Source organism: Amycolatopsis sacchari (assembly GCF_900114035.1).
Lineage (GTDB): Bacteria > Actinomycetota > Actinomycetes > Mycobacteriales > Pseudonocardiaceae > Amycolatopsis_E > Amycolatopsis_E sacchari.
In genome coordinates, this window is record NZ_FORP01000016.1 from 1 (window position 1) to 13,385 (window position 13,385).

The 13,385-nt window shown below is 71.7% G+C and carries 11 protein-coding genes and 1 pseudogene; 4 read left to right on the forward strand and 8 right to left on the reverse strand.

Going from position 1 to position 13,385, the window contains the following annotated elements:
• Window positions 1–351 precede the first annotated feature (351 nt).
• The 3 genes and pseudogenes from BMZ92_RS38845 to BMZ92_RS23995 all read right to left on the reverse strand — a co-directional run.
• On the reverse strand, window positions 352–543 hold the full coding sequence (locus BMZ92_RS38845) for a transposase (protein WP_177228848.1): 192 nt from the start codon (window positions 541–543) through the stop codon (window positions 352–354).
• 24 nt (window positions 544–567) lie between these two features.
• Window positions 568–1,803 (reverse strand): LCP family protein, encoded by a 1,236-nt coding sequence (locus tag BMZ92_RS23990; protein ID WP_091511681.1) that lies wholly within the window; start codon window positions 1,801–1,803, stop codon window positions 568–570.
• A gap of 166 nt (window positions 1,804–1,969) precedes the next feature.
• Window positions 1,970–3,130: pseudogene (locus BMZ92_RS23995) on the reverse strand (LCP family protein); the annotation flags it as partial.
• A gap of 168 nt (window positions 3,131–3,298) precedes the next feature.
• Here BMZ92_RS23995 and rfbB point away from each other — a divergent pair.
• Entirely contained in the window at window positions 3,299–4,291 is a 993-nt protein-coding gene (gene rfbB, locus BMZ92_RS24000) for a dTDP-glucose 4,6-dehydratase (RefSeq protein WP_091511687.1), read from the forward strand.
• An 8-nt stretch (window positions 4,292–4,299) separates the two neighbouring features.
• Entirely contained in the window at window positions 4,300–5,190 is an 891-nt protein-coding gene (gene rfbD, locus BMZ92_RS24005) for a dTDP-4-dehydrorhamnose reductase (protein WP_177228849.1), read from the forward strand.
• Here the strand turns inward: rfbD and BMZ92_RS24010 are convergent.
• Genes BMZ92_RS24010 through BMZ92_RS24020 form a run of 3 tightly spaced genes read right to left on the reverse strand, consistent with a single transcriptional unit; the run spans window position 5,166 to window position 9,730 of the window.
• A complete protein-coding gene (locus BMZ92_RS24010; RefSeq protein ID WP_091511695.1) occupies window positions 5,166–6,251 on the reverse strand; it encodes a glycosyltransferase family 4 protein in 1,086 nt (361 codons plus the stop codon). The genes rfbD and BMZ92_RS24010 overlap by 25 nt on opposite strands.
• Window positions 6,244–8,751 carry a glycosyltransferase gene (locus tag BMZ92_RS24015; RefSeq protein WP_091511699.1) on the reverse strand — a complete coding sequence of 836 codons (2,508 nt, stop codon included), beginning with the start codon at window positions 8,749–8,751 and terminating at the stop codon, window positions 6,244–6,246. The genes BMZ92_RS24010 and BMZ92_RS24015 overlap by 8 nt, the downstream gene beginning before the upstream one ends.
• A 31-nt stretch (window positions 8,752–8,782) precedes the next feature.
• On the reverse strand, window positions 8,783–9,730 hold the full coding sequence (locus tag BMZ92_RS24020) for a glycosyltransferase family 2 protein (RefSeq protein WP_091511704.1): 948 nt from the start codon (window positions 9,728–9,730) through the stop codon (window positions 8,783–8,785).
• On the opposite strand from BMZ92_RS24020, the gene BMZ92_RS24025 reads away from it, so the two are divergent.
• Complete coding sequence (locus BMZ92_RS24025) at window positions 9,711–10,748, forward strand: glycosyltransferase family 4 protein (RefSeq protein WP_091511707.1); 1,038 nt, start codon at window positions 9,711–9,713, stop codon at window positions 10,746–10,748. The genes BMZ92_RS24020 and BMZ92_RS24025 overlap by 20 nt on opposite strands.
• Window positions 10,749–10,803: 55 nt before the next feature.
• Window positions 10,804–11,931: a glycosyltransferase family 4 protein gene (locus BMZ92_RS24030; protein ID WP_091511711.1), complete on the forward strand. Its 1,128-nt coding sequence runs from the start codon at window positions 10,804–10,806 to the stop codon at window positions 11,929–11,931.
• Between the two features lie 89 nt (window positions 11,932–12,020).
• Here BMZ92_RS24030 and BMZ92_RS24035 read toward each other — a convergent pair whose 3' ends face one another.
• Complete coding sequence (locus tag BMZ92_RS24035) at window positions 12,021–12,554, reverse strand: hypothetical protein (RefSeq protein ID WP_091511999.1); 534 nt, start codon at window positions 12,552–12,554, stop codon at window positions 12,021–12,023.
• A gap of 174 nt (window positions 12,555–12,728) precedes the next feature.
• Window positions 12,729–13,259, reverse strand: coding sequence for a hypothetical protein (locus BMZ92_RS24040; protein WP_091511714.1), 531 nt, complete (start codon window positions 13,257–13,259; stop codon window positions 12,729–12,731).
• Window positions 13,260–13,385 lie beyond the last annotated feature (126 nt).

A 13,385-nucleotide genomic window follows, 5' to 3' on the forward strand; every position in this document is an offset into this window, starting at 1 on the left:
GCTCCACTTCACAACCGGAGGCCTTCACCTGTCAGCACGACAGGCCACCAACGGTCACCTCAACCCGGGACAACGTCCCTGAACATCACACCTAGGTCATGGCTGACAACGTTGTGGTTCAGGTGATGACGGCGTGCAGGACGATGGCTGCCCGGTAGTCGGTGGCCAGCTTGTGTCCGCACCGGCCCTCCGGATGGGCGGGGCACGTACAGGTGTCGCATCAGGGGCAGGAACGTCGTCGAGTCCCCGGCCTGCCCCGCGGTCAGCAGCGTGACCAGTGGCCGTCCGTTCCCGTCGACGAGCTCGTGAATCTTCGTGGACGGCCCACCTCGTGAGCGGCCGAGCGCGTGGTCAGGCGGCTCGGTCCGAGGATGCGTGTAGTTCGACCCGGCCCCCTGTGGTGCGGGTGATATTCGTCTGCCACGGCCCGAACACCGGCGGCACATCCCGCCACGCGATTCCACACCGGTACCGGTAGATGATGCCCTCGACCATCGCCCGCGCATCCGAAAACGGCCGCCCCGGCTTACCGGTCCGAACCACGCCCGATCTTTCTCAGACACGCCACTAATTCACACACGTCACGCCGTTGATGCTGGTCTGCGCGTACCCGCCCGAGGCCGCCGCGCCACCACCGCCCGTGTGGCCCACGAGCCCGGCGACGTACTGCTGCACCGCCTTCGGGTCCACCTGCACGATGCTCTGCCCGTCCGGGCTGCGGCCGTTGATGGTCAGCACGGGGATGGTCTCGAACGACACGTCACCCGACGCCAGGCCCTTCGCCTTCTCCGCGAACTGCAGCAGGTCGAAGTCCGGGTCCAGCACGAGCGACCGGTGCAGCGCGTCGGTGAGGTCCGTCAGCTTCCCGGGGTTGGTCAGCACACCGGCCGACAGCACCTTGTGCAGTGCCGACCCGAGGAACACCTGCTGCCGCACGATCCGGTCGAGATCGCCCCGGGGCAGGTTCTTCCGCTGCCGCACGAACGACAGCGCCTCGCCGCCGGTCACCGTGTGCAGCCCGGCGGTGAAGTCCGCCCCGGAGTCCTTGTCCTCGGTCGCGTGGTTGAGGCACACCTGCACGCCGCCCAGCGCCTCGGTGATGAGGTAGAAACCGAGCAGGTTGACCTCGGCGTAGTGGTCGATGCGCACCTGCGTGAAGTTCTGGATGGTCTGGACCAGGGCCTTGCGGCCGGCCTGGTCCGAATCGCGCTCGACCGCCGCGGAGTCGCGCTCGCCCCGGGCGCGCAGCTGGTTCGCCGCGGCGGCCTTCGTGGTGCCGAACACCGAGTTGATCTTCGCCTGCCCGCCTTTCGGCACGTCCACCCACGTGTCGCGGGGGATCGAGAGCGCGACGGGCTTGCCGCCGTTCTTGGGGACGCGCAGCAGGATGAGGGTGTCGGTGTTGATCGTGCCCGTCTGCTCGGTGCGCAACGTCTTCAGCATCGACAGCGGCAGCGGGTTGCCCTGCATGTCGGTCCGCGCGTCCACGCCCACCAGCAGGATGTCCTCGGCGCCGTCGTCCGCGGGCGGTGGGGGTGGCAGGTCCGGGCTGTCCGGTTCGCCGAGCACGTCGGTGGTGTGCAGATCGCCCTGCACCTGGTGGTAGGTCAGGTACGCGTAGCCCGTGGCGGCCAGCGCGACCACCGACAGCAGGGCCAGTGCGACCTTCGCCACCCGCGCCGGGACCCGCCCCCGCCGCCGCGGCTCCGGCTCGGTCCCGGCTTCGGGTCCGGCCTCCGGTTCGGTCGTCCTCGGGTGCGGCGTCGGCTTCTGCTGCTCAGCGCCGTCGTCGTCGGTGTCCAAACCGGTTTCTCCCCCTGCTCGCCCCTGCCTGTCGTCCCAGGTTAAGGCACGGGGGTCAGTTCACACAGGCGACTTCGCCACCCGTGATGGGCGGGGGCGCGCTGGACGGCGGCGGCAGCGACCGGCCGGCGGCACCGGCGTTGGCCCGGCCGGCGGAACTCGGTGGTGCCTTCGAGGACGGGGGCGCCGACGAGGTGGTCGGCGGGGTGGCCGTGGTGGACGTCGCGCCGGGGTCGGCGGTGAGCCCGTCGACGAACTGGTGCACCTGCGCCGGGTCGACGCGCAGCACGTCCGCGCCGCCGATGACCGCGTTGCCGAGCGTGGGGATGGTGCGGAACTCGATGCGGCCGCTGTCGAGACCGCGCATCTGGCCGGCGAACTGGGTCAGGTCCCAGTTGTCGGAGAGCACCACGGACTTCTTCACGGCGGTGATCACATCACCGAGTTTCCCGGGGTTCATCAGGACGTCCCGCGACAGGACCTTGCGCGCGAGCCCCGACAGGAACGCCTGCTGCCGCGCGATCCGGTCCAGGTCCCCGTTGGGCAGGTCGTAGCGCTGCCGCACGAAGGCCAGCGCCTGCACGCCCTCGACGGTCTGCCTGCCCGCGGGCAGGTCGACGCCGGACTTGCGCTCGTGCACCGGGCCGTTCAGGCACACCTCGACCCCGCCGAGGGCCCTGGTCACCTCGTAGAAGCTGGCGAGGTTCACCTCGGCGTAGCGGTCGATCATGCCGGGCTTGCCCATGAAGTTCTCGAGCGTGGCGACGAGGTTCTGGCGGCCGGCGTTCTTCGCCTGCCGGTCGGCCTCCTTCAGGTCCACGCCCCGCTGCTGCAACTGGCGGAACCGCTCGTTGTAGGCGTAGACGAACGCCCCGTTGAGCTTGTGCTTGCCGAAGCCCCCGGCGAGTTCCACCCAGGAGTCACGCGGGAACGAGATCGCGACGGCCCGGCGCCCGTCCTGCGGGATGTGCACGAGGATCATCGTGTCGGTCTGCTTCTCGCCCTCGGCGTCCCCGGCGTGCAGCATGTCCAGCACCTCACGCGGCAGCGGGTTGCCCTGCCCGTCGGTGCGGCTGTCCATGCCCACCAGCAGGATGTCCACCGCGCCGTCGAGCGGGACCGCGTGCAACTCGTTGTCCGCGAACACTTCGCTGGTCGTCAGCCCCTGGTTCGGGTCGCCGACGAACTGCCAGCCGTACCACGTCAGCACCAGCACGGCGACGGACACGAGTGCCACGATGGCCTTGCCGCCCCGCAGGGCGAAGACCGCGAACCACGGCCTGCGCCCCCTGGGTGAAGGGATGGGCGGCGGGGGCCATTCGGGTATCTCTTCCGTGGCGTCCTGGCGGGTCGCAACCCCGTCGGTCACGGTCGCTCCTCCTGCCCCCACCATTTTGTGAATGCTTCCAGATTACTGTTCCCTCTACAGAGACGTGTCTCGGCTGGGTTACGTTGCCCGGGTTGCGGAAATCGATGTTCGGAAGGGCGGAAGCCGATGCGGGTGCTGGTGACCGGGGGAGCGGGTTTCATCGGGTCGCACTACGTGCGCCAGACGCTGACGGGTGCGTACCCGGCACTCGCCGACGCCGAGGTCGTGGTGCTGGACAAGCTGACCTACGCGGGCAACCCGGCGAACCTCGCCCCGGTCGCCGACAGCCCGCGGTTCGAGTTCGTGCAGGGCGACATCTGTGACGGCGCGCTGGTGTCGGAGCTGATGACGGGTGTCGACCTGGTGGTGCACTTCGCCGCCGAGTCCCATGTGGACCGGTCGATCCTCGGTTCGGCGGACTTCGTGCTCACCAACGTGCTGGGCACGCAGACCCTGCTGCAGGCCGCGCTCGGCGCCGGCGTGGGCAAGTTCGTGCACGTCTCGACCGACGAGGTGTACGGCTCGATCGCCGAGGGCTCCTGGCCGGAAGACCACGCGCTGGAGCCGAATTCCCCCTATTCGGCGTCGAAGGCGTCCTCGGACCTGCTGGCACGGGCCTTCTTCCGCACGCACGGCCTCCCGGTGTGCGTCACGCGGTGCTCGAACAACTACGGTCCGTACCAGTTTCCCGAAAAGGTCATCCCGCTGTTCGTGACGAACCTGCTCGACGGCGCGAAGGTGCCGCTCTACGGCGACGGGCTGAACGTCCGTGACTGGCTGCACGTGGACGATCACTGCCGCGGCATCCAGCTCGTCGCGGAGTCGGGCAGGGCCGGGGAGGTCTACAACATCGGTGGCGGCACGGAACTCACCAACCGGGAGCTGACCGAGCGGCTGCTCGCCGCGCTCGGCGCCGGCTGGGACAGGGTCGAGCCGGTGCCCGACCGCAAGGGCCACGACCGCCGGTATTCCGTGGACATCACGAAGATCAGCACGGAGCTGGGGTACCGGCCCCAGGTGCCGTTCGACGAGGGCCTGGCCGACACCGTGCGCTGGTACCGCGAGAACCGCTCGTGGTGGGAGCCGCTCAAGGAGCGCGCCGCGCTGGCCGGGAAGTGAGGGCACCGATGCTCAGTGTGCTGGTACCCGGCGGATCCGGGCAGCTCGGCCGGGACCTGGCGGCGCTGGCGTCGCCGGAGGTGGACGTCACCGCGCCGGGATCGGCGGAGCTGGACGTGACCGACGCGGGTGCGGTGATCGCCGCGGTCGGCGCGCTGGCCGAGCGGGCGCGGGAAAGCGGCCGGAAACCCCTGGTGGTCAACGCCGCGGCCTACACCGCGGTGGACAAGGCGGAGACCGACGAGCGGCGCGCGTTCGCGGTCAATGTGGACGGTCCCCGCGTGCTCGCGGCCGCGTGCTCGTCACGCGGGGTGCCGCTGGTGCACGTGTCGACGGACTACGTGTTCCCCGGCGACGCCGACCGGCCGTACGAACCGGAGGACGAGGTCGGCCCGCGCAGCGCGTACGGGCGGACGAAGGCCGCCGGGGAGGACGCCGTGCTGGGTTCCGGCGCGCGGGCCTGGGTGGTGCGCACGGCCTGGGTCTACGGGGTGAGCGGGGCGAACTTCGTGAAGACCATGGTCCGGCTGGAGGGTGAGCGGGACACGCTGTCCGTTGTGGACGACCAGCGGGGCTCGCCCACGTGGTCGGCCGACCTCGCCGCCGGACTGCTCGAACTCGGTCGGGCCATTGTGGACGGTGGTGGTCCTGCCCGCCGGGTGCTGCATTGCACCGGCGGCGGCGAGACGACGTGGTACGGCTTCACGAGGGCGATCTTCGAGGAGCTGGGTGCGGACCCGGAGCGGGTGAAGCCCTGCACCACCGAGGAGTTCCCCCGCCCGGCACCACGCCCGGCGTACTCGGTGCTGTCGAACAAGTCGTGGGCCGACGCGGGGCTCACGCCCTTGCGGCACTGGCGGGAGGCGTTGTCCGCCTACTTCGCGGCCGCCCGCCGGTAGGCCTCGACGGTGGCGTCGGCGCACCGGCGCCACGTGAAGCCACCGGCGTGCGCACGCCGCTCGGCGGACAGCGACGGGTCGCGGACCTCGGAAACCGCTTCCCGCAGCGCTGCGACCAGCGCGTCCACGTCGCCGTAGGGCACCAGGTGGGCGTAGCCGCCCGAGATCTCCCGCAGCGCCGGGATGTCCGTGCACACCACCGGCACGTCGCATGCAAGCGCTTCCAGCACCGGCAGGCCGAACCCCTCCTCACGCGAGGGCAGCACCAGCGCCGAAGCGCCCGCCACGACGTTACGCAAATCCACTTCGGACAGATAACCCGCGTGCCTTGCTCGGCCCGACACGTGCACCGGGCCTGGGCCGGAGAACACCAGCGGCGGCAGCTCAGGGGCCGCCGCGTGTGCCTTGAGCAGCCAGTCCAGCCCCTTGCGCGGGTTCGAGGCGCCGACGTAGAGCAGGTACTCCGAGGGCAGCCGCAGCCGTTCGCGCGTCTCCTTGTTCGGCGGCCGCCCGGTGAACCACGCCGCGTCCACGCCCAGAGGCGTCACCTGGATCTTCTCTCGGGGCACGGAAAGGCGTTCGGCGACCGTTTCGGCTACCGCCTCCGTGGGCGTGCAAACGACGCGGGCCTGCGCCGCACCCTGGCGCACCAGCCTGGGCAGCTCGCGGTCGCTCGGCGCCAGTTCCTCCGGCGCGTCGAGGAAGGCGAGGTCGTGGATCGTCAGCACCCCGGCGGCGCGCAGCGAACGCGGCAACACGAAGTTGGTCCCGTGCACGACATCCGCCCGCCCGGCGAACAGTTCGACCGGCGGGAACGGCGAGTGCAGCCAGCTGGCCCGCAGCAGCCGCGCCGCGACGGGCATGCCGCGGGCGCGGGCACCGTGCGGGAGGACGTGCCGCAGCCGTCGCCAGCCGCGCAGCGTGAACGCCACCGCGCGAGTGTCCACATCGGACCGTGAAGCCAGCTCCTCGGCCAGCGAAGCGGTGTAGCGGCCGATGCCCGTCCGCGCCCCGAGCAAGGGGGTGCCGTCGAGCAGGACTTTCAACGGCCGGTCAGCCACGGCTTCTGGCCAGCTTCTTCAGACGCCCGGCGGCGCGCCGGGCCAGCTCCTTCGGACCGCCGTCGGCGAGGTACTCCCGCACCAGCGCGAGGTCGCGGCGGAGGGCTTCGGTGCCCCGCAACGGTGCCGAGACCACCAGGTCCGCCGCCCCCGGCAGCCGGTCGGCGGCGGGACGCGGGTTCCGGCAGAACTCGACGAGCGGCTTGAGCGCTTCGGGCCAGGCGTACCGGCGGGCGACCGCCGCGATCCGCTCCTTGCACCCGGCGGCGAACTCCTCGTCGTACATCGCGCGTTCCAGCGCGTCCGCGAGCGCGTCGGCGTCCTCCGCGGGCACGACCACGCCGAGCTTCTCGTCCCGCACCAGGTCGGCGAACGCGTCCCCGTCGGTCGTCACGATCGGCAGGCCCGCCCACAGGTAGTCCAGCACGCGGGTGCGGAAGGCGAACGTGGTCTCGACGTGCTCGAAGTGCGTCGTCACGCCGCAGTCGGCGTCGAGCAGCCAGTTCTGCCGCTCGCCGTAGGGCACCCAGTGCTCGTTGAAGAACACGTGCTTGCCGGTCAGCCCGAGCCGGTCGGCGAGCCGCATCGTGCGCGCGCCGATGTCCATCTCCGCGACCTCGGGGTTCGGGTGCTTCATACCGAGGAACACCAGCCGCACGTCGGGCCGCCGCTGCCGCAGCCGGTCGATCGCGCCGACGAGCGTGAGCGGGTCGAACCAGCTGTACACGCCACCGGCCCACAGCACGACGTGGTCGGTCTCGGCGATGCCGTCCAGCGTCGCGCGGAGACCGGGGCCGGTGCGCACGGGCGGTTCGGCGTGCAGGCCGAACGGGACGACGGCGAGCAGCGACTGCGTGGTCGGGTCGGCGTCGTACAGGCGGGGGGTGAGCCTGCCGAGCGCGGCGAGGTGGCCGAGCCAGAAGTGGCGCTGCCGCTCGGAGGCGCAGAGGAAGAAGTCGCCGCGCTCCAGCTGCGCGTCGAGCACGCGCGTGACGCCCACGAGGTCCGCGGCGCGCTTGTCGTCCGGCGCGCTCTTGCCCTGTTCGAGCAGCTCCAGGTGCATCGGGTCGTACAGGTCGCACACCACGATCTTGTGCGAGTGCTCCGCCTTGAGCGCGGGTGCCATCTCCAGCACGTGCCCTTGCAGGATCACCACGTCGGCCCACTCGACCGGCTCGGTGAGGTCGCGCTTGCGGGCGGCGCTGACGGGGAACGGCGCGGGCGGGGGAGCGGCGACCGGGTTCACGGTGACCAGCCGGACGTCGTGCTCGGGGGCGAGGGCGCTCGCGATGTTCCAGGCGCGGATCGCGGGGCCGGCCATCCGCTCGGTGATCGCGTCCCCGGTCAGCACGAGGATCTTGCGCCGCTGCCCGAACACGCTCTCGATGCCGAAGGCTTCGACGAGGATCTCGTGTGCGGCGAGGTAGCGCGGCAGCGGGTAGGCGGGCTCAAGTGCCTTGCGCAGCAACGGGATCAGGTCCGCGTCGGTGCGCACCCTGGCGGCCTGCTCGGCCTTGCGGGACTCGGCAAGCGAGGGCAGCAGCTCGACGAACTGGTCGATCGCCAGCACTCCCGCGAGCGTCGTCCTCGGCACCTCGACCGGCGTCGTGTCGACGGGCTTCACGCCCTTCGCGAGGTCGAGCTGCGTCGCGTCCAGCTCGCCGCGGGCGGTCGCGCGGCGGACGGCCAGCGCGAGCGCGGCGGGCAGCACCTTCGCCAGCGTCTCGTCGGAGACGTTCTTGTACAGCGCGGCGAGTGCGTTGCGCTCCAGCAGGAACGTCTCGCGGCCCGTGTCCGGAGCGTCCACTTCGGACATCGTGGCGTGGTGGCGGTGGTAGGCCAGCGACTCCGGCACGTACCGCACGCGCCAGCCCCGCAGGTTCAGCCGCCAGCCGAGGTCCACGTCCTCGTAGAACATGAAGAAGCGCTCGTCGAAGCCGCCCAGCTCGGTGAACACGCTCGCGCGCACGAACATCGCCGAGCCCGTGGCGAACAGGACGTCCTTGGCGGCCTCGTGCTCTCCGGACGGCAGGTCGGCGAGCGGGCTGCCCGCGTGTCGCTTGTAGCCCATGCCGAACCACGTCAGCCCGGCGTCCACGAAGTCAGTACCGGTCCCGTCCCAGTCCAGCACCTTGCTCGCGACGGCGGCGACGGTCGGTTCCGCGGTCAGGGTCGCGACGGCCGCGCGCACCCAGTTCCGGTCGGGGCGGGCGTCGTTGTTGAGGAACGCGAGGACGCTGCCCTGTGCGTGCCGCGCGCCGAGGTTGCAGCCACCGGCGAAGCCGAGGTTTTCGGAGGACTCGACCAGCTTGATCCCGGGGACCGCCTTGAGCCGGGCCACGTCGTCGCCGCCGGAGGCGTTGTCGACGCAGATCACCTCGAGCCGGGGGTAGTCCAGGTCCTCGCGCAGGGCGCGCAGGCACGTGATCGTGTCGTCCGCGCCGCGGTAGTTCACCACGATCACCGAGACGAGCGGTAAAGGCGAATCCCCCTGGCCCAATGCCGACCTCCGTGCTCCGGTTGAAAGGAGCTTAGCGGCGCGCCCAGTGTCGCCAGACCTGCCCTCGCCGCACTGTCGACCGCCGGGTGATCGCCCGGCGGTCGCGCAGGGCCGCGGGTACCCGGACGAGTACTTCGGTGAGCACCCGCACACGGAGCGCGATGCGGAAGTTCGCCCCCTCGGGCACGTTGCGGCGCAGGGGAAGTAGTGCGGTGATCGCGGCGAACCGCGCCAGCTCGCGGAGGACGACCCACGCGGGTGCACACCGTACAAGGGTGAGCAGGCGGTTGCGCTCGTTCCACAGGTGGAACTGCCGCGACCCGGGCCTCGTGCTCACGCCATGACGGTGGGTCACCCGCGCCTCCGGCACCGTCACGATGTCGTGCCCCGCCAGGCGCAGCCGCCACGCGGTGTCGGTGTCCTCGTAGTAGCAGAAGAAACCGGCGGGCACGCCGCCGATCTCGCGCAGCACGTCCGCGCGCAGCAGGGCCGCACCGCCGCAGAACCCGAAGGCCGGCGTGTCGAGCGTGTCCGCGCCGTAGCCGTCCGCGGTCAGCCGGACCCCGACGCACTGGGGAGTGCCGTCGGGGCGGTTCAGCCGGGAGCTCGCGGCCGCCGCCGGGCCCAGCGCGTCCTCCAGCGCGCCCAGCCAGCCGGGCTCGGGCTCGGCGTCGTCGTTGAGCCAGGCCATCAACGGCGTGTCCACAAGGGACAGCGCGGCGGCCATCGCGCCCGCGTACCCGGCGTTGCGGGGCAGGCGCACGACCCGCGGCTGCGACGGGTGCCCGGCGAGCAGGCGGGCGGTGCCGTCGTCCGAGGCGTTGTCCACCACGAGCGTCCGATGTGGACGATCCTGGGCGGCGAGCGCGTCCAGGCAGGCGGTGATCTGCCCGGCACCCCGCCACGTGACGACCACCACCGTGGAGCTGACCTCGGTCACGGCGAGCACAATACGGCTCGTGTCGGAACTCGTGGTCATCGCCGAGCAGCTGCTGGCGCCCGTGCCGGGCGGCACCGGCCGCTACACCGCCGAGCTGCTGCGTGCGCTGGGCGAGACGGCGCCGCCGGGCTGGGAGGTGACCGGTGTCGTGGCCCGGCGCCCGAAAGAGCAGGTGACGGGCCTGCGGATGCTGCCGCTGCCGCCGCGGGCGCTGGTCGCCGCGTGGCAGCTGGGGGTGCCGTACTGGCCGGGCGGGGACGCCGTCCACGCACCGACCCCGCTCGCGCCGCCACGCGGGCCGGTGTCGGTGACGGTGCACGACACGGTGCCGTGGACGCATCCCGAGACGCTCACCCCGCGCGGGGTGTCGTGGCACCGGCGGATGATCGGTAGGGCGGCCCGCCGTGCCCGCGGACTCGTCGTGCCGACGCGCGCGGTGGCCGACGACCTGTGGCGGTGGGTGCCGGTTTCGGTGCCCGTGCACGTCGCCGGGCACGGGGTGGCGGCGGCGTTGTCGGCCCCCGAGGATGTCCCTGACCTGCCGGAACGTTTCGTACTGGCGGTCGGCACGCTCGAACCCCGCAAGGGCATCGACGTGCTGCTCGACGCGATGGCGGAGCTGGACGTGCCGCTCGTGCTGGTCGGCCAGCCCGGCTGGGGCGGCGTCGAGGCGCGGCGGGACGGCGTGGACGTGCGGGTGCTGGGGCGGCTGCCGGACGCGCGGCTCGCGGGTGTGTTGCGGCGGGCGGCGGTGCTGGCGGTGCCGAGCCGGGCCGAGGGGTTCGGGTTGCCGCTGCTCGAAGCGATGGCGGCCGGGGTGCCGGTGGTGCATTCGGACGCCCCGGCGCTGGTGGAGGTGGCCGGAGGGGCCGGGTTGTGCGTGCCGAGGGGCGACGCGCGGGCGCTCGCCGCGGGGCTGCGGGAGGTGCTGGGGTCGCCGTCGCGGGCATCCGCGCTGGTCGAAGCGGGCCGGGCGCGGGCGGCGGAGTTCTCGTGGCGGCGGTCGGCGGAAGCCGTGTGGCGGATCCACACCGGGAGCGAAGTTGTGAGTTCCTGACCAAACGGACTTTGATCGGTCGTACTCTGCACTGGTGGGACGGAGCGAACCGAGTGTGCTGATCGACGCGACGGCCGTGCCCGCGGACCGCGGCGGCGTCGGCCGCTACGTCGACTCGCTCGTCCAGGCGCTCGACGAGGGCGGTGCGCCGGTCAGCGTGGTGTGCCAGCCGCGGGACGTCCGGTTGTTCGCGCGGCTCGCGCCGCGGTCGCGGATCGTGCCTGCCGGGCCGTCGACGGTGACCAGGACGGCGCGGCTCGCGTGGGAGCAGACGACGCTGCCGATGCTCGCGCGGCGGCTGAACGTGCAGGTCGTGCACTCGCCGCACTACACGATGCCGCTGGCGAGCCCGGCCGCGTCGGTGGTGACCCTGCACGACGCGACGTTCTTCACCGACGCGGTGCTGCACTCGTCGGTCAAGGCGCGGTTCTTCCGCGGCTGGACGGTGACGGCGCTGCGCCGCGCGACGATGTGCGTCGTGCCGAGCCACGCGACGGCGAACGAGCTGGCGCGGGTGACGCGGGCGAGGCCGAGGGCGCTGGAGATCATCGAGCACGGGGTGGACGTGGAGCGGTTCCACCCGCCGTCGCCGGAGGAGGTCAGGGCCGCGCGGGCGGCGATCGGGCTGGAGACCCAGCCGTACGTGGCCTTCCTGGGGGCGCTGGAGCCGCGGAAGAACGTGCCGGCGTTGATCCGGGGCTTCGCGAAGGCGGTCGAACACCGCGCTTCGCCGCCCGCTTTGGTGCTCGCGGGGCAGCCGGGGTGGGACACGCAGGTGGAGAAGGCGCTGGACGCCGCGCCGTTGCGGCTGCGGGTGATCCGGGCGGGGTACCTGCCGTTCGGGACGCTGGCCGGGTTCCTCGGCGGGGCGGAGCTCGTGGCGTATCCCAGCCTCGGGGAGGGTTTCGGACTGCCCGTGCTGGAGGCGATGGCGTGCGGGGCGTGCGTGCTGACCACCCGGCGCCTCTCGCTGCCCGAGGTAGGCGGGGATGCGGTGGCGTACTGCGGCGTCGGCGCGGGCGACGTGGCAGTGGCGCTGTCGGAGCTGCTGGACGACCCGGGTCGCCGTGCGCAGCTCGCCCAAGCGGCACAGCGGCGGGCGAAGGACTTCTCGTGGACCACCAGCGCGGAGCGGCACCGCGAGGCGTACGGAAAGGCGTGGCTGGCCCACCGGCGGGGCTGACTGGTAGCGTTGGGGGTGCGAGGCCCCCGTAGGGCCGAGAAGTGAGCCCGTGGTGCGTCCGGACGGTCGTGTCGCGGGCTTTGCGCTGTCTAGAGCTGGGTGATCCGCCCGATGCCGGCCGAGACGCGCCGCCGCCAGTCGCCACCCGCGCCGTAACACCAGGCCACGGCGTCGGGGATCCACAAGAGCGGGGTGGCAGTGGATTCGTGGTGTTGATGCACCACCGGAGGGGACGTCTCGTAGGTACCCAGCACCCGGTAGATCGTTGCCTGATCATGCCGGTCCTGCTCCTGCCGACTGTCGATCACCACGCGGTGCGCGCCCGCCGCGACGAGATCGCGCACCGCTTCCGCGAGGCACCGCTGCCGGTCCTGTTCCTCGGTCTTCGGGGTGCACGAGGTCGTGTAGATCCACGAGATCGCCGGAAGCGCCGCGATCCGGTCGGCGAGTAGCCGGCGCCTGCGCGGCTTCTCCTTTTTGAAGTGCAGCTCACGTTGTCCCGGGAGGAGCAACGCGGCGAGCTGCTTCCGGGTGGGGACGAGCTGAGCGGGGTCGACAACGCTCACGCAGACGATGTAGGCACCGTCCCGCCCGGACTCGTCGATGAAGGCATGCACTGGCACCTCGAACATCCTGCTCGGAGGGGGCGACAGTTTTGCGCGGGAACGCGGAGCGCCGCGCAATGCAGTGGCGCTCCGGAGCAGCTCCCTGCTACCGTCGTTGGTGCGAGGCCCCCTTAGGGCCGAGAAGTGAGCCCGTGGTGCGTCCGGACGGTCGTGTCGCGGGCTTTGCGCTGTCTAGACCACGATGACCTTCGAAACGACCGGCATGACCCGGCGGCGCCAGTCGCCGCCGGCGCCGTAGCACCACGCGACGGCGTCGGGCACCCACAGCAGGGGTGCGGATGCCGAGTTGAGGTGGTGGTGGGCCAGCTCGGTCTTCGGGTGTTGCCCCAGCGTGCGGTAGATCGTCGTCCGGTCGTGGATGTCGCGGTGGTCGCGGCTGTCGAGGACGACTCTGTGCGCGCCTAGCTCGACGAGGTGGTGGAACGCCTGCTCCAGGCACCGCTGCCGGTCACGTTCCTCGGTCTTCGGGGTGCACGCGGTCTCGTAGATGTGCGTGACGAGCGGCAGCCCGGCGATCCGATCGGCGAGCAGCCGCCTCCGCGGTGGTTTCTCTGCCTTGAAGTGCAACTCCCGTTGCCCGGGGAGGAGCAGCGCCGACAACTGCTTCCGCGCGGGCGCAAGACAACCGGGGTCGACGACCGCGACGCAGATGAAGTAGCGGCGGTCCCGACCGGACTCGTCGATGAAGGCATGCACCGGCACCCGGAACATCCTGCTTGGAGGGTGCGACAGTTTTGCGCGGGGACGCGGGATGCAGTGGCGAGAGCGCGAAGCTTCCCGCTACCGTCACTGGTGCGAAGCCCCCGTAGGGCGGAGAAGTGAGCCCGT